Raw genomic sequence first — 19217 nt, 5'->3', positions numbered from 1 at the left:
TCATGGCGCAATTCTACTCTGCAAAGCGACGGGTTACGACTCGTCAGATCATAACCGTGACGGTTAACGACCTTGACCCGTTTGGCCAAGGCGTCGCACGCCACAACGGTAAGGCGCTTTTTATCCAGGGCGCACTGCCTGGTGAACAGGTCGACATTACCATTACTGAAGATAAACGTAACTTTGCTCAGGCTAAAGTTAAGCGGCGTTTAAACGATAGCCCGCAACGTGCGACACCGCGTTGTCCGCATTTTGGTGTCTGTGGCGGCTGCCAGCAGCAACACGCCAGCATCGAACTGCAACAACAAGCCAAATCCAGGGCGCTGGCCCGCATGATGGGCAAACGTGAAAACCCGGCGGTGGTGGACGAAATAATTTCTGGGACACCATGGGGTTATCGTCGTCGTGCGCGTTTGGGGTTGAATTACCTGGCGAAAACACAGACGTTGCAAATGGGGTTTCGTAAATCTCAGGACAGCGAACTGGTGAATATCCAGCGTTGCCCAGTTTTGGTGCCCCAGCTTGAAGCGCTGCTAGAACCTTTGCACGAATGTTTAGCCAGTTTAAAAGCCGTTCGCCGTTTAGGGCATGTTGAATTGGTTCATGCCGATAATGGCCCGTTGATGGTGCTGCGTCATTTAGATGCTCTGAATGATGATGACAGGCAAAAACTGGAACGCTTTTCGCATTCTCATGGCGTCGATCTGTTTTTCGCGCCTGACAGTGAGACACTCACGGCCCTGGGTGATGTTCAGCCCAGCTATCATTCAGACGGACTACGCTTAACGTTCAGTCCGCGTGATTTCATTCAGGTGAATGATGGCGTGAATCAGCAAATGGTGGCACGTGCTATTGAATGGCTGGATATTAAGCCAACCGACCGCGTGCTGGACCTGTTCTGTGGAATGGGAAACTTTACGCTCCCGCTTGCCACGCGCGCTGAAAGTGTTGTTGGAGTGGAAGGCGTTGCTGCGCTGGTGGCAAAAGCTGAATATAATGCAGAATGTAATTCGCTGAAAAATGTCACATTCTTCCATGAAAACCTGGAAGAAGATGTGACTCGTCAGCCCTGGGCTGCCCAGGGTTTTGACAAAATATTGCTCGACCCCGCACGCGCGGGGGCGCCGGGTGTCATGCAGCATGTGATTTCACTTGCGCCAACGCGAGTGGTCTATGTTTCATGTAATCCGACCACGCTTGCCCGCGATAGCGAGGCATTGCTGGCTGCAGGCTACCAACTGCGCCAACTGGCAATGCTGGATATGTTCCCGCACACAGGGCACCTGGAGTCAATGGCGCTGTTTGAGCGGTTAGATCAGGTCGAGTGATTTGATACATACCCGATAAAGTTCAAGGCGTAGGGTATACACCGAAGAGGATGGACAATGGTTGCGGTAAGAAGTGCACATCTCAATAAAGCTGGCGAATTTGCGCCCGACAGATGGATTGCGAGCCTCGGGATCACTAACCAGCAGTCATGTGAACGCTTAGCCGAAACCTGGCGGTATTGCGAGCAACAGACGAAAGGCCACCCGAACGCAGAGCTGCTGTTATGGCGTGGCGTCGAGATGGTGGAAATTCTGTCGATGTTGAGCATGGACAACGACACCCTACGCGCTGCTTTGCTGTTCCCGCTGGCAGATGCAGGCGTCGTGACCGAAGAAGTGATGCGCGAAAGCATTGATAACCAGGTTGTGACGCTGATTCATGGTGTGCGCGACATGGCGGCTATTCGCCAACTGAAAGCGGCCCACACCGATTCCGTTTCTGCTGAACAAGTCGATAACGTTCGCCGCATGTTGCTGGCGATGGTCGATGATTTCCGCTGTGTGGTCATCAAACTTGCAGAACGCATCGCGCACCTTCGTGAAGTGAAGGACGCGCCGGAAGACGAACGCGTCCTGGCGGCAAAAGAGTGCACCAATATTTATGCACCACTCGCCAACCGCCTCGGTATTGGCCAGCTCAAGTGGGAACTGGAAGATTACTGCTTCCGTTATCTGCATCCTGATGAATACAAACGTATTGCCAAATTGCTGCACGAGCGTCGAATAGACCGCGAGCATTACATCGACGAATTTGTTAGTGCGCTGCGTAAATCGATGAAAGAAGAGGGTGTGAAGGCTGAAGTGTATGGTCGCCCGAAACACATCTACAGCATCTGGCGCAAGATGCAGAAGAAATCCCTCGCCTTTGACGAGTTGTTTGATGTGCGTGCGGTGCGCGTGGTGGCTGAACGTTTGCAGGATTGCTACGCAGCGCTCGGTATCGTGCACACTCATTACCGCCATATGCCTGATGAATTTGACGACTATGTTGCCAACCCAAAACCGAACGGTTATCAGTCGATTCATACCGTGGTGTTGGGGCCAAATGGCAAAACCATTGAAATTCAGATCCGTACTAAGCAGATGCATGAAGAGTCGGAACTGGGTGTGGCGGCGCACTGGAAATACAAAGAAGGCAATGCCAAGAGCGGAAGTTCAGGTCATGAAGATCGTATCGCATGGCTGCGTAAACTGATCGCCTGGCAAGAAGAAATGGCCGACTCCGGCGAGTTGCTGGACGAAGTGCGCAGTCAGGTATTCGACGACCGCGTGTATGTGTTTACGCCGAAAGGCGACGTGGTGGATTTACCGGCAGGCTCTACGCCGCTGGACTTTGCCTACCATATTCATAGCGATGTCGGGCATCGTTGCATTGGAGCGAAAATCGGTGGGCGCATCGTGCCGTTTACTTATCAGTTGCAAATGGGCGATCAAATTGAAGTCATCACCCAGAAGCAGCCGAACCCAAGCCGTGACTGGTTAAATCCGAACCTCGGGTACATCACTACCAGCCGTGGGCGTGCCAAAATCCACAACTGGTTCCGTAAGCAAGATCGCGACAAAAACATTCTGGCCGGGCGCCAAATCCTCGATGATGAAATTGAACATCTGGGTATCAGCCTGAAAGAAGCCGAAAAGTCATTATTGCCGCGCTACAACTTCAATGACATTGAAGAATTACTAGCGGCCATTGGCGGCGGGGATATTCGTCTTAACCAGATGAGTAATTACCTGCAAGCGCAGTTTAATAAGCCAACGGCGGCTGAACAGGATGAGCAAGCCCTACGCCAGCTAGAGAAGAAATCCTACACGCCACAATCGCGCAGCAAAGATAATGGACGCGTGGTAGTGGAAGGTGTTGGCAACCTGATGCACCACATCGCACGTTGCTGCCAGCCGATTCCGGGTGATGAGATTGTTGGTTTTATTACTCAGGGGCGCGGTATTTCTATTCACCGTGCCGACTGCGACCAGCTTGCGGAACTGCAATCACACGCGCCAGAACGTATCGTTGATGCGGTGTGGGGCGAAAGCTACTCCAGCGGTTATTCGCTGGTGGTGCGTGTTACCGCCAATGACCGCAGCGGCTTGTTGCGCGATATCACAACCATTCTGGCGAATGAAAAGGTGAACGTATTGGGCGTTGCGAGCCGCAGCGACACCAAACAGCAACTGGCGACCATCGATATGAATATCGAAATCTACAACCTGCAAGTGCTGGGCCGGGTATTGGGCAAACTGAATCAGGTGCCTGATATTATCGACGCCAGGCGCTTGCACGGCTGATAGAGTTTTAATTTTGCAGCGGAAGTATTTCCGCTGCTTATTTCAAATGATTAATCATATATATTTATGTCGTTGTTTTTCCTTATGAGCTGAGTAAAGTATATTCTTCGTGTTCATTTAAAGGATTAGCCATGGCACATTCTATTTATATGAGTCTGACAGGAAATAAACAGGGTCTTATTTCACAAGGTTGTTCATCGATAGAGTCGATTGGTAACAGATGCCAGTTATCTCATGCCGATCAAATTCAACTTCTTTCATTCAAACATCATATTCTTTGCGACAAAAATGTTAACCACCTCCCAGTCACACTGATAAAAGCCATTGATAAAGCGACACCGTTACTGGGCGTGGCAATATCTAATCAGGAAGAATTAACACTCGTTATAGATTTTTATCGTACGGCTTCACATGGGCGGCAGGAAAAATATTTCACCATAAAAATTAATCGCGCAGTGATTGTTGAAATGTTTATTGATTACCCACACTCAGTAACGCAAAGCGAGGTTCAGCCTGAGGAGGTTATTTCGCTGCGCTATAATGATATTACCTGGGAACACCATGCGGCTGGAACTTGCGGATATAGTTTCTGGGAAGACCGCGTATGACAGTGGCGAGATTTTCCTCTGAAATTGAAAACAGTTTTTCCTTTCAGACATTACACCGATTATCGTTACAGCTTAAGAATTTGGGTGAGCATGTGGCGCGAAATTACCTGCGACAGTCGTATATAAAACGCCGCTTCCTGGCAGAGGTTCAACAGTTAATTTCACAGAGTGAAACGGCTTTTGTCGAAGGCCGAATAACTTTGAATGCTGCGACTTATGTATTGCAGCAAGAGTATAATTACCTTAAAAAATCCAGTGACGACCTCTTTGCTCAACGAGTGCAGCAATGGATCATTATTGAAGCTGAAAAGGAGGCTGAAACTGAGCACAATGGTTGGAAGACACTAGTCATCAAACAAATCGGTTTTGTGGGTGGGGGAACACAAATTATAGCGGGATATGGTGCTTGTGCGGGGACGTTAGGGCTAGGTTGTGCAGCGTTTGGAGGAACTCTTATTGCCCACGGTACAAATAATATGTATGAAAATGGATATTATTTGTTATATCGAAAAGAAAAAGTCGGGTATGTGAAACAAGTTTATCAGATCGTCGCAAAAGAAGCGGGGTTTACTGAAAAACAGGGCGAAAATGCTTTTGCTGTGGTTGACCTTGGGTTATCTGTAAATGGTTTACTTACCAAAGTGAACAAACCAGAAGCGTGGCGATTATTCCGATATATGAACCAAGATAAAATTTATGCTTTCAAAAAAATGACACCGTCCGAACTAACGATTGAAATCTCCTCAGATAGTGCAACGATAGCTGGCTTAGAAAAGGAATAATGATGGAGGATGTTTTTTTTCTGTTTTTGTATCTCATTACTTCGGTTGTGTTTGTTGTGATACAGGGGATGTGTTTCGTTTATGCTGTGAAATTTAATACTTCATTATTTGTGGTTGTGTATGTGATCTCTGTCATGATTCTTGGTGGCACGCAATTCCATATTTTGAAATATGGAACATTCCCCTATGGTTTACTATCAAATCTGAACGTATATTTAAATGACGACTGGATTATGTATATCTCAACTTTTTTTGTATGGATTCATGGCATGATTCTTCCTCTTTTTTTTAACATTTTGACTCAACCTAAAAAAACGTGGAAAGAGTAATTTCATTGAAACTCGACCTCATTTTTTGCTATAGATAGCCACAAATTTGACAAAAATAGAGCCGATATGTCCTCTCAAATTACCCGCCTACTGGGCATTATGAAGCGCCTGCGTGACCCGGAAACAGGCTGCCCATGGGACCGTGAGCAAACCTTCGCCACCATCGCGCCTTACACGCTGGAAGAAACCTACGAAGTGCTTGATGCCATCAACCGCGAAGATTTTGACGATTTACGCGGTGAGCTGGGTGATTTGCTGTTCCAGGTCGTGTTTTACGCGCAAATGGCGCAGGAAGAAGAGCGCTTTGGTTTCGACGATATCTGCAAAGCTATCAGCGACAAACTCGAACGTCGCCACCCGCACATTTTTGCCGACGGCACCGCCGGAAACAGTGCCGAAGTGTTAGAGCGCTGGGAACAAATCAAAAGTGATGAGCGAGCGGAAAAAGCGCAGCATTCGGCGTTAGATGATATTCCTCACGCATTACCTGCATTGATGCGCGCGCACAAAATCCAGAAACGTTGTTCGACGGTGGGTTTTGACTGGACCACGCTTGGCCCAGTTTTAGACAAAGTCTATGAAGAAATCGACGAAGTGATGCATGAGGCAAAACAAGCCGTCGTTGATGAAGCCAAACTGGAAGAAGAAGTCGGCGATTTATTGTTCGCTACCGTCAATTTAGCACGCCATTTAGGCACCAAAGCTGAGACGGCATTACAAAAAGCTAACCTGAAGTTTGAGCGTCGTTTCCGCGAAGTGGAAAGGATTATTGCCGACAGGGGCCTGACAATGACCGGAGTTGACCTGGAAATCATGGAACAAGTCTGGCAGCAGGTTAAACGCCAGGAAACTGAAATTTAACGCGTTTTTGTGGTCAAGCGCTTTTTATGGCAATTCCAATTTAACAAGCGCTTGATTTACGTCAAAAACATTTATGCCAAACGGGCTATTTTCATTGCCCTGACAAAGCGCGAGGTCAGGGCTTTGCAGACAGAATGAAAGTTTGTGGCGCCGATACTGTTCGGGTATACTACTTTCCCGTCCTGGTACTTCCATCGTCTTTAAACCTAACTCTTCAGGTTCAGCATGACAACGAACTATATTTTTGTGACCGGCGGGGTCGTTTCCTCTCTGGGTAAAGGCATTGCCGCAGCCTCCCTCGCAGCTATTCTCGAAGCCCGTGGCCTCAACGTATCCATCATGAAACTCGATCCGTATATCAACGTCGATCCGGGTACCATGAGCCCTATTCAACATGGGGAAGTGTTCGTTACAGAAGACGGCGCTGAAACCGACCTTGATTTAGGTCACTACGAGCGTTTCATTCGCAACAAAATGACACGTCGTAACAACTTCACCACTGGCCGTATTTACTCAGAAGTTCTGCGTAAAGAGCGCCGTGGCGACTACCTGGGCGCGACTGTTCAGGTTATTCCACACATCACGAACGCAATCAAAGAACGCATCCTTGAAGGTGGCGAAGGCTACGATGTCGTGCTGGTTGAAATCGGCGGTACTGTAGGCGATATCGAATCCCTGCCGTTCCTCGAAGCGATTCGTCAGATGGCGGTTGAAGTGGGTCGTGAGCACACCCTGTATATGCACCTGACTCTGGTGCCATACATGGCTGCTGCTGGTGAAGTGAAAACTAAACCGACTCAACACTCCGTAAAAGAACTGCTTTCTATCGGTATTCAGCCAGATGTGCTGATCTGCCGCTCTGACCGCGTTGTTCCGGCTAACGAACGTGCAAAAATTGCATTGTTCTGTAACGTCCCGGAGAAAGCGGTTATTTCTCTAAAAGATGTCGATTCCATCTATAAAATTCCAGGTCTGTTGAAATCACAGGGTCTGGACGATTATATTTGTAAACGATTCAGCTTGAACGTTCCTGAAGCTAACTTGTCCGAATGGGAACAAGTTATTTATGAAGAAGCGAATCCGACAAGCGAAGTCACAATTGGTATGGTCGGCAAGTACATTGAACTGCCAGATGCCTACAAATCTGTGATTGAAGCATTGAAACACGGTGGTTTGAAAAATTGTCTGACCGTTAACATCAAGCTGATTGACTCGCAGGATGTTGAAACTCGCGGTGCTGAAGAAGTGCTGAAGGGATTGGATGCTATCCTTATCCCTGGCGGTTTCGGTTACCGTGGTGTGGAAGGCAAAATCGCCACCGCGCGTTATGCTCGTGAGCAAAACATTCCGTATCTGGGCATTTGCTTAGGTATGCAGGTTGCGCTGATTGAGTTCGCACGGAACGTTGCAGGCATGGCTAACGCCAACTCAACTGAATTTGTGCCAGACTGTAAATACCCGGTGGTCGCCTTAATCACCGAGTGGCGCGACGAAGAAGGTAACGTTGAAGTTCGTACTGAAAAGAGCGACTTAGGCGGCACCATGCGTCTTGGTGGCCAGCAGTGTCAGTTGACCGATGGTAGTCTGGTGCGCCAGATGTACGGTGAACCGACAATTACTGAGCGCCATCGCCATCGTTATGAAGTCAACAACATGTTGTTGAAGCAAATTGAAGCAGCAGGTCTGCGCGTTGCGGGCCGTTCCGGTGATGACCAACTGGTAGAAATCATCGAAGTGCCAAATCATCCGTGGTTTGTTGCTTGCCAGTTCCACCCGGAATTTACTTCTACTCCGCGTGATGGGCACCCACTGTTCGCAGGCTTTGTTAAAGCTGCCGGTGAGTTCCAGAAGCGTCAGGCGAAGTAAGAGAGAGTTAGAACGACAACGCGCGAATGTTTCGCGCGTTGTTTGTCTGGAGTTTTAGTTTAACTTGTACTGAGGAAAATCTAATGTCCAAAATCGTTAAAGTCATCGGTCGTGAAATCATCGACTCCCGTGGTAACCCGACTGTTGAAGCTGAAGTTCATCTGGAAGGCGGTTTCGTAGGTATGGCTGCTGCACCATCAGGTGCTTCAACTGGTTCCCGCGAAGCGCTGGAACTGCGCGATGGCGACAAATCTCGCTTCCTGGGCAAAGGCGTTCTGAAAGCCGTTGCTGCAGTTAACGGCCCGATCGCTGCGGCTGTAATTGGTAAAGATGCGAAAGACCAGGCTAACATCGATAAGATCATGATCGACCTGGACGGTACCGAAAACAAATCCAACTTCGGCGCTAACGCAATCCTGGCTGTTTCTCTTGCTGCTGCTAAAGCTGCTGCTGCCTCTAAAGGCCTGCCGCTGTACGCACACATCGCTGAACTGAACGGCACCCCAGGCAAGTTCTCTATGCCTCTGCCAATGATGAACATCATCAACGGTGGCGAGCACGCTGATAACAACGTTGATATCCAAGAGTTCATGATTCAACCAGTTGGCGCGAAAACTCTGAAAGAAGCCATCCGTATGGGTTCTGAAGTTTTCCACACCCTGGCTAAAGTTCTGAAATCTAAAGGTATGGGTACTGCTGTTGGTGACGAAGGTGGCTATGCGCCAAACCTGGGTTCCAACGCTGAAGCACTGGCTGTAATCGCTGAAGCGGTTAAAGCTGCAGGCTACGAGCTGGGTAAAGACGTTACTCTGGCTATGGACTGTGCTGCTTCTGAATTCTACAAAGACGGTAAATACGTTCTGGCTGGCGAAGGCAACAAAGCTTTCACCTCTGAAGAATTCACCCACTTCCTGGAAGACCTGACCAAACAGTACCCAATCGTTTCTATCGAAGACGGTCTGGACGAGTCTGATTGGGATGGTTTCGCATACCAGACCAAAGTAATGGGCGACAAACTTCAGCTGGTTGGTGATGACCTGTTCGTGACTAACACCAAAATCCTGAAAAGAGGTATCGACAACGGTATCGCTAACTCCATTCTGATCAAATTCAACCAGATCGGTTCTCTGACCGAAACTCTGGCTGCGATCAAAATGGCGAAAGATGCTGGCTACACTGCAGTTATCTCTCACCGTTCAGGCGAAACTGAAGACGCTACCATCGCTGACCTGGCTGTTGGTACTGCTGCAGGCCAGATCAAAACTGGTTCTATGAGCCGTTCTGACCGTGTTGCTAAGTACAACCAGCTGATTCGTATCGAAGAAGCACTGGCTGCTGCGGGCACACCAGCTCCGTTCAACGGTCTGAAAGAAGTTAAAGGTCAGTAATTCGTTACTGCTTTAAATTCTGATTAAAAAACCCGCTTCGGCGGGTTTTTTGTGCGCATTTTTCACCAAACCTGAGCCACTCTCGCATAAACCAGGAATGCCGTTTGCGGTTGCCAGTGCTCTCGACCAGGATTAGTGGGTTATTTCACTCACAGGTCAGGAGACCGCCATGAAAGCTGCAGTTGTTAACAAAGACCACTCTGTCGGCATCATAGATAAACCCGTTCGTGCCCTGAAACACGGCGAGGCATTACTGACAATGGAGTGTTGCGGTGTTTGCCACACCGATTTACATGTGAAAAACGGAGACTTTGGTGATGTAACCGGCATTACGCTGGGTCATGAAGGGATCGGGGTGGTGAAGTCCATCGGCCCCGGCGTCACGTCGCTGAAAGTGGGAGATCGTGCAAGTGTTGCCTGGTTCTTCCGTGGATGCGGTAATTGTGAATATTGTAATACCGGTAACGAAACACTGTGCCGTAGCGTAACGAATGCGGGATATACCGCTGACGGCGGTATGGCTGAAGAGTGCATTGTGGTTGCCGATTACGCAGTAAAAGTCCCTGACGGCCTCGAATCAGCTGCAGCCAGTAGCGTAACCTGTGCGGGCGTCACCACTTACAAAGCGGTGAAAGTTTCCCATATTCAGCCTGGTCAATGGATTGCGATTTACGGCCTGGGTGGCCTTGGCAACCTCGCGCTGCAATATGCGAAGAATGTCTTTAATGCCAAAGTCATTGCCATTGATGTTAATGACGCGCAGCTCGATTTTGCTAAAGAGTGCGGAGCAGATTTAGTCATCAACTCGCGCAACGAAGATGCGGCCAAAGTTATTCAGGAGAAAGTAGGTGGTGCTCATGCGGCGGTCGTCACGGCTGTGGCAAAAGCGGCATTCAACTCGGCGGTCGATGCGGTTCGTGCTGGTGCACGTATCGTTGCGGTCGGCCTGCCTTCTGAGTCTATGAGTCTAAACATTCCGCGACTGGTGCTTGATGGTATCGAAGTCGTCGGTTCTCTGGTGGGAACCCGCATGGATTTGACTGAAGCCTTCCAGTTTGCCGCCGAAGGTAAAGTTGTGCCAAAAGTGACGATGCGTCCGCTTGAAGATATCAATGCTATTTTCAAGGAAATGGAAGAGGGCAAAATCAAAGGCCGTATGGTTATTGATTTTAAAACTAAGAAATAAGCGTTGTCCAGGTTGGCCGGGATTTCCCCGGCCATTTGATTTTAAAGCGACTGAATTACCCGCTTAAGCAGACGAATTCTCGGCTCAATGCTGTCTATCTCCAGGTATTCTGATGCGCTGTGGAACCCCGCGCCAATCGGGCCGAAACCGTCCAGTGAAGGGATGCTCAGCGCTGCTGTGTGGTTAGCATCAGAACCGCCGCCAACCGATTTCCAACGTACGTCGATCCCTTCGGCAACACCCGCTTGCTCGACAATTCGCATCAACTCTTCGGTATCAGCCGTCGGTGCCATCGCAGGTTTGTGCGCTTGTTGGTGAACGCTCGTTTTCACATCACGCTCAAACTCACGCTGGCCATAAGCCTGGATTGCGGCGTGGACTCGCGCATATTCATCGTTGTCCTGGAAGCGGACATCAACAATCATCTCCGCATGCTCCGGCACGATGTTTGCCCCCACACCACCTGAAATCACGCCGGTATTGATGGTCGTGCCTTTAGCCATATCTGCCAGATCGCTGATTTCCAGCACCGCGCGTGCCAGCGCTTTGATCGCGGAGCGGCCCGCTTCCGGGTCGTTACCCGCATGCGCTGCCACACCTTTAAACGTTAACTTATAACCCGCGATGCCTTTACGCGCTTTAACCAGCGAACCGTCTGCCCTTGCGGCTTCACACACCAGCACACAGCGGCTGCGTTTTGCCAGTTCACCAATCCAGTGATGCGAATGCGCCGATCCTGTTTCTTCATCCGGGTTCATTGCCACGCCAATAGACAAACGCTCAAGTGTCGTTTTATCCATCTCACGTAATGCCCAGAGAATGTTCAGCAGGCCGCTTTTCATATCTGAAACGCCTGGACCGTAAGCACGATTGCCTTCGATGCTGAATGGGCGCTCGGCCACGGTTCCAACCGGGAAGACGGTGTCCATATGCCCGACCAGCAGCACATCATAATGTTCAGCGTCTGGCTTATTGGTGGCAAATAAACCCGGGCCAACTATTTCGCCGAGAGCGATTCGGTCGCAATGCCAGTTTTCGTTGTGATACCACTGTTGAATGATGCGGCTGACTTCTTCAACGCCATCAATCGTTGCCGTGCCACAGTCGATATTGACCAGTTTTTTGAGTTCTTGAAGGTACTGTTTCAAATCCATGTCTTACTCCAGAATCATCAGTCGCATAATTAACATGGCGCCAAATGCGTTCAGCACCGAAATTGCGATCATTAAGGGAATACGTTTTGCCGGAATGCCAACCACGCCAAGGATGCGGCCAGCATATTGCACTTGAGAGCCCATCAGATAAATGGCAGGGGCGAGAATGGCAAGATGAGCACCGGTGAGAATGCCTTTTTCAAACAAAGTGATAGCAACACCGATTGCGCCACCCATCGACATCCAGCCACCGATGAGAACCGCAGCCGCTTCACCGGGCAGGCCAAAAACTTTCATCAACGGGCCAAATATCCATGCCAGGCCGTTCAGTGCGCCAGTGATTTGTAGAGCGTAAATAATAATGAATGCCATCAGCACGTTAGGAAGGGTGCTGGTGGTCGCGATATTCCAGCCTTTGCGGGCACCCGCGACGAACACATCGGTGATCATCGGTTTAGCGGTATCAGCCATGTTGCACCTCCACACTGTGCTTACGTTCTGTGACGTTAAGAATCAGGCGCATCACATTCGCCCCGACGATTTTCATGATGAACATCACCGCGACGCACAGGCCGATGGATGCTGGAACAGCGCTCGTTCCGTCAATGGTAATCAGTGTAAAGAGCACGGCACCGGAGGAGAAAAAGTTGGTTATCATGGCGCCCGCAGAAAACTGGAACATCGTGAAGATCGTTTTTTCTTTGTCGGTTATCTGCCCTTCATCGGCTAACACGCGAGTGAGCGAGGCGCCGACATCGGTACTTTGCAGACTGCCAATCAGCGCAAGGCCGGTGGAACCTGGAATCCCGAGAAGTGGGCGTAACAGAGGTGTTAGCAGTTTACGGGCCGCATTCAGTGCACCGTAATGCTCAAGTACGTTTATCATCCCCAGCGCAAACATCACCGCTGGAATCAGGCCAAAGGCGAACAGGAAACCGTCCATTGCCCCATGCCCACCCTTACCGCGAAAAGCACTTTTGGCCGCGTCGACGGCATCGCCCGAAAGATTGACATCGGTGACGACTTTGCCAAACGCACCGTTTAATGTGGTGAAGTCGAAGACTCCATACCACTCCTTGCCACCCAACAGCCCAGAAAAGAACACCATTGCGAACAGCAACGCAATATAGGCGCCAGGCCCCACGCGTTGGTCACCTGAATGAACCGAACTTTCCATATATCATTTCCTTATGTCATTGATGGGGTCAATACGCAGGCGATGCTAAGTGTGTTGCGGGCAGCGGAATATGACAGGGATCAAGCAGTCAGGCATAGAGAGAAGAGAAGGGTAATTGTTGTGATGATAAGCACAATAACCTTGTTTGCTGGGTGGTTATTGGGTCGGCTTAGGGACTTATTTTAGAACAAATGCCGCAGCAGCCGCGTTGCGCATGACCTCAACCGCGACTTCTGCGATAATTATTCTTTACACCTATTTCTGAGAAGACTATGCAGTATCCGATTAACGAGATGTTCCAGACCCTGCAAGGGGAGGGCTATTTTACTGGTGTGCCCGCCATTTTTATTCGCCTGCAAGGCTGCCCGGTGGGTTGCGCGTGGTGCGATACCAAACACACCTGGGATAAACTCGCGGATCGTGAAGTCTCTCTGTTCAGCATTTTGGCTAAAACCAAAGAAACCGATAAATGGGGCAGCGCGACTGCGGAAGATCTGTTGGCTATTTTCCAGCGTCAGGATTACACCGCTCGTCACGTGGTGATTACCGGTGGCGAACCGTGCATTCACGATCTCACGCCGCTGACCTCACTGTTTGAACACCACGGTTATAGTTGCCAGATAGAAACCAGCGGCACGCACGAAGTGCGTTGTACTGCGGGAACCTGGGTTACGGTCTCTCCGAAAGTGAATATGCGTGGCGGTTACGATGTGCTTTCTCAGGCGCTAGAACGCGCGGACGAAATCAAACATCCGGTTGGGCGCATGCGCGATATTGAAGCGCTGGATGAATTGCTGGCAACGCTGGTGGATGACAAAAAACGCGTGATTGCGCTCCAGCCTATCAGCCAGAAAGAAGACGCCACGCGTCTGTGCATTGAAACATGTATCGCCCGCAATTGGCGGCTTTCAATGCAGACGCACAAATATTTGAATATTGCGTAAAACAAGAAAGGCACCCGAAGGTGCCTTTCTTTTAACCTTTATACACGCACCCGGCGGTACAGGTTTCTTTCACCATCACCGCGCTTAACAGCGGCACGATTGGCTTCATCTCATCCCAAATCCATTTTGCCAGCACTTCACTGGTCGGATTCTCAAGACCTGGAATATCATTCAGATAGTAATGATCCAGACGATCATAAGTCGGTTTAAACGCCGCTTTCAGTTCTGAAAAATCCATAATCCAGCCGGTGTAAGGATCAACCTCGCCGGTGATTTCCAGACGCACCATAAAAGAATGGCCATGCAGGCGGCCGCATTTGTGGCCTTCCGGCACATGCGGCAGGTGGTGAGCGGCTTCGAAGGTAAAATCTTTAAACAGGGTGGTGGTCATTATTACTTTCTCTGTAGGGCGAAAAACCGCCGCATAGTACCGGAATCCACTATTTTGCGCATTAACTTAAATCATGCCCCAGGAGTAAATCCCTGTATCTCTGCTTCTTTTCTATTTTATCTTTTGTTTTTCATAGGCTTAGATAACCACTTTTAACGTTATGAATTACCCATAAAAGCGGTTAGTCATTTTGGTTATTTGTTATTTCTATCCCTTCTTTAATTGTTACTATCGCTCTGGTTAACCTTACCTTATTGCCGTTTATTCTTGAAAACGGACCTTTGCTACTGGAACCCAATACGCATGACGACTCAGGCCCCACCGACCGCGTTGCTACCGCTGACACCGGAGCAACTGGCACGCCTCCAGGCGGCGACAACTGATTTCTCGCAGACTCAACTGGCCTGGTTATCGGGCTATTTCTGGGGAATGATTAATCAACAACCGGGTGCTGTTACCACAGCTCAGGCACCTGCGGCAGAAATTCCGGTGATTACGTTGATTTCCGCATCCCAAACCGGGAACGCACGTCGCGTGAGCGAACAATTACGCGACGATTTGCTGGCAGCAAAACTGAACGTCAATCTGGTTAATGCGGGCGACTACAAATTCAAACAAATTGCCCAGGAAAAACTGCTGATTGTTGTTACCTCAACCCAGGGTGAAGGTGAGCCGCCTGAAGAAGCGGTGGCGTTGCATAAATTCCTCTTCTCGAAAAAAGCACCAAAACTCCCGGATACGGCATTTGCCGTCTTTAGTCTGGGCGACACCTCTTACGAATTCTTCTGCCAGTCCGGTAAAGACTTTGATACCAAACTGGCGGAATTGGGCGGCGAACGCCTGCTTGATCGTGTCGATACCGATGTCGAATTCCAGCCAGCAGCCGAGCAGTGGCGGGCAAAAATTGTTGAAGTGCTGAAATCCCGTGTCCCGGCGGAAACTCCGGCACAAGCAGCAGTGACAGCAACGGGCGTGGTCAACGAAGTTTTCTCAAGCCCTTACACTAAAGAAGCGCCACTGGCTGCATCGCTTGCGGTTAACCAGAAAATCACCGGCCGCGATTCTGAAAAAGACGTGCGCCATTTCGAGATTGATTTGGGTGATTCCGGTCTGCGTTACCAGCCGGGCGATGCGCTGGGTGTCTGGTATCAAAACGATCCAGCCCTGGTGAAAGAGCTGGTCGAACTGTTATGGCTCAAAGGCGATGAAAGCGTCACCGTCGATGGCAAAACACTGCCGCTGAGTGAAGCGCTGGAATGGCATTTCGAGTTGACGATTAACACCGTCAATATCGTTGAGAAATACGCGCAGGTGACTCGCAATGCCGCATTGCTGGATTTGGTTGGCGATAAAACCAAGCTGCAACACTTTGCGCAGAACACGCCAATCGTGGATATGGTGCGTTACGCGCCAGCAGAATTAACTGCTGAGCAGCTGATTGAACTGCTGCGCCCACTGACGCCGCGCCTCTATTCCATCGCATCGTCGCAGGCAGAAGCAGAAAACGAAGTGCACATTACAGTCGGCGTGGTGCGTTATGACATCGAAGGCCGCGCGCACACTGGCGGTGCATCTGGCTTCCTGGCTGACCGACTGGAAGAAGACGGCGAAGTGCGTGTGTTCATCGAACATAACGACAACTTCCGCCTGCCAGCCAACCCGGAAACCCCGGTGATTATGATTGGCCCAGGCACAGGTATCGCGCCTTTCCGCGCCTTCATGCAACAGCGTGAAAACGACGGAGCAAGCGGTAAGAACTGGCTGTTCTTCGGCAACCCGCACTTTACTGATGATTTCCTTTATCAGGTTGAATGGCAGCGCTACGTCAAAGACGGCCTGCTAACCAATATCAGTCTCGCCTGGTCACGCGACCAGGAACATAAAATATACGTACAAGATAAACTGCGCGAAAAAGGCGCGGAACTGTGGAGCTGGATTAACGAAGGCGCCCACATTTACGTCTGCGGCGATGCAAATCGCATGGCAAAAGACGTAGAGCAAGCATTACTGGAAGTGGTAGCCGAGTTCGGTGGCATGGACCTCGAAACGGCAGATGAATTTTTAAGTGAGCTGCGCGTTGAGCGCCGTTATCAGCGAGATGTCTACTAATGAGCGAAAAACACCCAGGACCATTAGTGGTCGAAGGCAAATTGAGTGATGCCGAGCGCCTGAAACGCGAAAGCAATTATCTGCGCGGCACCATCAAAGAAGATTTGCAGGACGGGCTGACCGGCGGCTTCAGAGGCGACAACTTCCTGCTCATTCGTTTCCACGGTATGTATCAGCAAGATGACCGCGATATTCGTGCAGAACGTGCGGAGCAAAAGCTTGAGCCACGCCACGCCATGATGCTGCGCTGCCGTCTGCCGGGCGGGATTATTACCACCGAACAGTGGCGTGCGATTGATAAATTTGCCGAAGATAAAACCATTTACGGCAGCATTCGTCTGACCAACCGTCAGACTTTCCAGTTTCACGGCATTCTGAAAAAGAACGTGAAACCGGCTCACGAAATGCTGCATGAAGTCGGGCTGGACGCGCTGGCAACCGCCAACGACGTCAACCGTAACGTGCTTTGTACGTCTAACCCGGTGGAGTCTGAACTACACCAGGAAGCCTACGAATGGGCGAAAAAACTCTCTGAGCATTTGCTGCCACGCACCCGTGCTTACGCTGAGATCTGGTGGGATAAAGAGAAAGTCGCGACCACCGACGAAGAGCCGATCCTCGGTGAAACGTATCTGCCGCGTAAGTTTAAAACCACGGTCGTTGTGCCGCCGCAGAACGATGTCGATCTTCATGCCAACGACATGAACTTCATCGCGATCGCCAAAGACGGCAAGCTGGTGGGCTTCAACCTGCTGGTGGGCGGCGGCTTGTCTATAGAACACGGTAATAAAGCGACTTACGCACGTACCGCGAGCGAGTTTGGTTACATTCCGCTTGAGCACACGCTGGCCGTTGCCGAAGCCGTTGTCACCACACAACGCGACTGGGGCAACCGTACCGACCGTAAAAATGCTAAAACCAAATACACCCTCGAACGCGTCGGTGTTGACGTGTTTAAAGCCGAAGTTGAACGTCGCGCAGGCATTACGTTCGAGCCGATTCGCCCGTATGAATTTACCGGCCGTGGCGATCGTATTGGCTGGGTAAAAGGCATCGACGACAAATGGCACCTGACGCTGTTTATCGAAAATGGCCGCATCCTCGATTACCCGGGCCGCCCACTGAAAACCGGCTTGATGGAGATCGCGAAGATCCACAAAGGCGATTTCCGCCTGACTGCCAACCAGAACCTGATCGTGGCGGGCGTTCCGGCAAGCGAGAAAGCGGCAATCGAGAAAATTGCTAAAGAAAGCGGCCTGATGAACGCGGTGAAACCACAGCGTGAAAACTCGATGGCCTGTGTTGCCTTCCCGACTTGCCCGCTGGCGATGGCAGAAGCTGAACGCTTCCTGCCGCAGTTTGTGACTAAAGTTGAAGAAGTGCTGGAGAAACACAATGTGCCGGATGAACACATTGTCACGCGTGTTACCGGCTGCCCGAACGGCTGTGGGCGCGCGTTACTGGCTGAAATTGGCCTGGTAGGCAAAGCGCCAGGGCGTTACAACCTGCACATCGGTGGCAACCGTATCGGCACGCGTATCCCGCGTATGTACCGCGAAAATATCACCGAACCGGAAATTCTGGCCTCTATTGATGAACTGGTGGGGCGCTGGTCGAAAGAGCGTGAAGCTGACGAAGGCTTTGGCGATTTCACCATCCGTGCGGGGATCATTCGCCCGGTATTGGACCCGGCTCGGGACTTGTGGGACTAGCCATTTTAATGTCGGATGACGCTCACGCTTATCCAACCGACGAAAGGCTCTTGTAGGGTGGATAAGCCGCAGGCGCCATCCACCATGATTCAAGCAACAAGCGAGGAACTTATGGCCGCACTCGATTTAAAAGCGCTGAATGAATTGCCAAAAGTTGAGCGTGTGATGGCGCTGGCCGAGGTCAACAGCCAGCTCGAAAAACTCACGGCGCAGCAGCGTGTTAGCTGGTCGCTGGAGAATCTGCCGGGCGAGTTTGTGCTCTCTTCTAGTTTTGGTATTCAGGCGGCGGTGAGTTTGCATCTGGTCACTCAGCAGTTTCCAGATATTCCGGTTATCCTCACCGATACCGGCTATCTGTTCCCGGAAACTTACCAGTTTATTGATGAGCTGACCGACAAGCTGAAGCTGAACCTGAAAGTCTACAGCGCGAAGGAAAGTGCGGCGTGGCAAGAAGCGCGTTACGGCAAATTGTGGGAGCAGGGCGTTGAAGGCATTGAGAAATACAATGACATCAACAAAGTGGAGCCGATGAATCGTGCTCTGCGTGAGCTAAACGGGCAAACCTGGTTTGCTGGCCTGCGTCGCGAGCAATCGGGCAGCCGTGCAAACTTGCCGGTGCTGGCGATTCAACGCGAAGTATTTAAAATTCTGCCGATTATCGACTGGGACAACCGCCAGGTTTACCAGTACCTCACCGCCAACGGTTTGAAATATCACCCGTTGTGGGATCAAGGCTACCTTTCAGTAGGCGACACACACACTACGCGGAAATGGGAAGAAGGTATGGCAGAAGAGGAAACTCGCTTCTTCGGTCTGAAACGTGAGTGCGGCTTGCACGAGTAATTGTTTAACGAAGCTCGGCGTGACCTATTCAAAACACGCCGAGACACCCAGCTTTTGAAGCTCCTTATCCGATTCTTCATTCTCCGCACACAACCCTCATTAACTGATGTGAATCAATAGACACCTGATTGATTAATGGTCAACTGAGTCACATTAAATATCTGAACTTTGAAATCTTTGGTGATTCTGCCATTCAACTGCAATCAGGTTTTTCGTTTCAAAAAATCAAATAGTTAGATGGTTAATAAAACAG

Annotated in this window: 16 protein-coding genes; 12 read left to right on the top strand and 4 right to left on the bottom strand. The window is 50.3% G+C overall.

Going from position 1 to position 19217, the window contains the following annotated elements; translation table 11 throughout:
* Nucleotides 1-2: 2 nt before the first annotated feature.
* The 8 genes from rlmD to adhP all read left to right on the top strand — a co-directional run bounded on the left by rlmD (nt 3) and on the right by adhP (nt 10634).
* Entirely contained in the window at nt 3-1328 is a 1326-nt protein-coding gene (rlmD, locus tag AC0IWZ_RS16510) for a 23S rRNA (uracil(1939)-C(5))-methyltransferase RlmD (RefSeq protein WP_471678902.1), read from the top strand.
* Between the two features lie 57 nt (nt 1329-1385).
* Nucleotides 1386-3614: a GTP diphosphokinase gene (relA, locus tag AC0IWZ_RS16505; protein ID WP_034497996.1), complete on the top strand. Its 2229-nt coding sequence runs from the start codon at nt 1386-1388 to the stop codon at nt 3612-3614.
* Nucleotides 3615-3745: 131 nt separating this feature from the next.
* Nucleotides 3746-4222: an Hcp family type VI secretion system effector gene (locus tag AC0IWZ_RS16500; protein ID WP_034497993.1), complete on the top strand. Its 477-nt coding sequence runs from the start codon at nt 3746-3748 to the stop codon at nt 4220-4222.
* Nucleotides 4219-5004 (top strand): DUF4225 domain-containing protein, encoded by a 786-nt coding sequence (locus AC0IWZ_RS16495; RefSeq protein WP_471678903.1) that lies wholly within the window; start codon nt 4219-4221, stop codon nt 5002-5004. The genes AC0IWZ_RS16500 and AC0IWZ_RS16495 overlap by 4 nt, the downstream gene beginning before the upstream one ends.
* Nucleotides 5005-5399: 395 nt before the next feature.
* Complete coding sequence (gene mazG / locus AC0IWZ_RS16490; RefSeq protein ID WP_471678904.1) at nt 5400-6194, top strand: nucleoside triphosphate pyrophosphohydrolase; 795 nt, start codon at nt 5400-5402, stop codon at nt 6192-6194.
* Nucleotides 6195-6419: 225 nt separating this feature from the next.
* Complete coding sequence (pyrG, locus tag AC0IWZ_RS16485; RefSeq protein ID WP_471679504.1) at nt 6420-8060, top strand: glutamine hydrolyzing CTP synthase; 1641 nt, start codon at nt 6420-6422, stop codon at nt 8058-8060.
* A gap of 83 nt (nt 8061-8143) precedes the next feature.
* Entirely contained in the window at nt 8144-9448 is a 1305-nt protein-coding gene (eno, locus tag AC0IWZ_RS16480) for a phosphopyruvate hydratase (protein WP_034497984.1), read from the top strand.
* 169 nt (nt 9449-9617) lie between these two features.
* Complete coding sequence (gene adhP, locus AC0IWZ_RS16475; protein ID WP_034497982.1) at nt 9618-10634, top strand: alcohol dehydrogenase AdhP; 1017 nt, start codon at nt 9618-9620, stop codon at nt 10632-10634.
* A 41-nt stretch (nt 10635-10675) separates the two neighbouring features.
* On the opposite strand, the gene AC0IWZ_RS16470 is transcribed toward adhP, so the two are convergent.
* From AC0IWZ_RS16470 to AC0IWZ_RS16460, 3 genes are read right to left on the bottom strand one after another with little or no spacing between them, the layout of a single operon-like run.
* Nucleotides 10676-11788: a M20 family metallopeptidase gene (locus AC0IWZ_RS16470; RefSeq protein ID WP_471678905.1), complete on the bottom strand. Its 1113-nt coding sequence runs from the start codon at nt 11786-11788 to the stop codon at nt 10676-10678.
* Nucleotides 11789-11791: 3 nt separating this feature from the next.
* A complete protein-coding gene (locus tag AC0IWZ_RS16465; protein ID WP_259267749.1) occupies nt 11792-12259 on the bottom strand; it encodes a YjiG family protein in 468 nt (155 codons plus the stop codon).
* The gene (locus AC0IWZ_RS16460; RefSeq protein ID WP_410373937.1) at nt 12252-12965 is read right to left on the bottom strand and encodes a nucleoside recognition domain-containing protein; all 714 of its coding nucleotides are present in this window, start codon (nt 12963-12965) and stop codon (nt 12252-12254) included. The genes AC0IWZ_RS16465 and AC0IWZ_RS16460 overlap by 8 nt, the downstream gene beginning before the upstream one ends.
* Before the next feature lie 272 nt (nt 12966-13237).
* Between AC0IWZ_RS16460 and queE the strand changes: the two genes are divergently transcribed.
* Nucleotides 13238-13909 carry a 7-carboxy-7-deazaguanine synthase QueE gene (queE, locus tag AC0IWZ_RS16455; protein ID WP_034497975.1) on the top strand — a complete coding sequence of 224 codons (672 nt, stop codon included), beginning with the start codon at nt 13238-13240 and terminating at the stop codon, nt 13907-13909.
* Between the two features lie 31 nt (nt 13910-13940).
* On the opposite strand, the gene queD is transcribed toward queE, so the two are convergent.
* The gene (gene queD / locus AC0IWZ_RS16450) at nt 13941-14303 is read right to left on the bottom strand and encodes a 6-carboxytetrahydropterin synthase QueD (protein ID WP_172588727.1); all 363 of its coding nucleotides are present in this window, start codon (nt 14301-14303) and stop codon (nt 13941-13943) included.
* Between the two features lie 300 nt (nt 14304-14603).
* Here queD and cysJ point away from each other — a divergent pair, with 300 nt between their 5' ends.
* The 3 genes from cysJ to cysH all read left to right on the top strand — a co-directional run bounded on the left by cysJ (nt 14604) and on the right by cysH (nt 18964).
* Nucleotides 14604-16409 carry an NADPH-dependent assimilatory sulfite reductase flavoprotein subunit gene (cysJ, locus tag AC0IWZ_RS16445; protein WP_471678906.1) on the top strand — a complete coding sequence of 602 codons (1806 nt, stop codon included), beginning with the start codon at nt 14604-14606 and terminating at the stop codon, nt 16407-16409.
* Entirely contained in the window at nt 16409-18121 is a 1713-nt protein-coding gene (gene cysI / locus AC0IWZ_RS16440; protein ID WP_034497969.1) for an assimilatory sulfite reductase (NADPH) hemoprotein subunit, read from the top strand. Before cysJ ends, cysI begins: the two co-directional genes overlap by 1 nt.
* A 111-nt stretch (nt 18122-18232) precedes the next feature.
* On the top strand, nt 18233-18964 hold the full coding sequence (cysH, locus tag AC0IWZ_RS16435) for a phosphoadenosine phosphosulfate reductase (protein ID WP_471679117.1): 732 nt from the start codon (nt 18233-18235) through the stop codon (nt 18962-18964).
* Nucleotides 18965-19217: the final 253 nt, after the last annotated feature.

It is taken from the genome of Buttiauxella sp. AC142, from assembly GCF_979253435.1.
The sequence above is the reverse complement of the archived record's forward strand: the minus strand, read 5'-3'. Positions and strand labels throughout refer to the sequence as shown.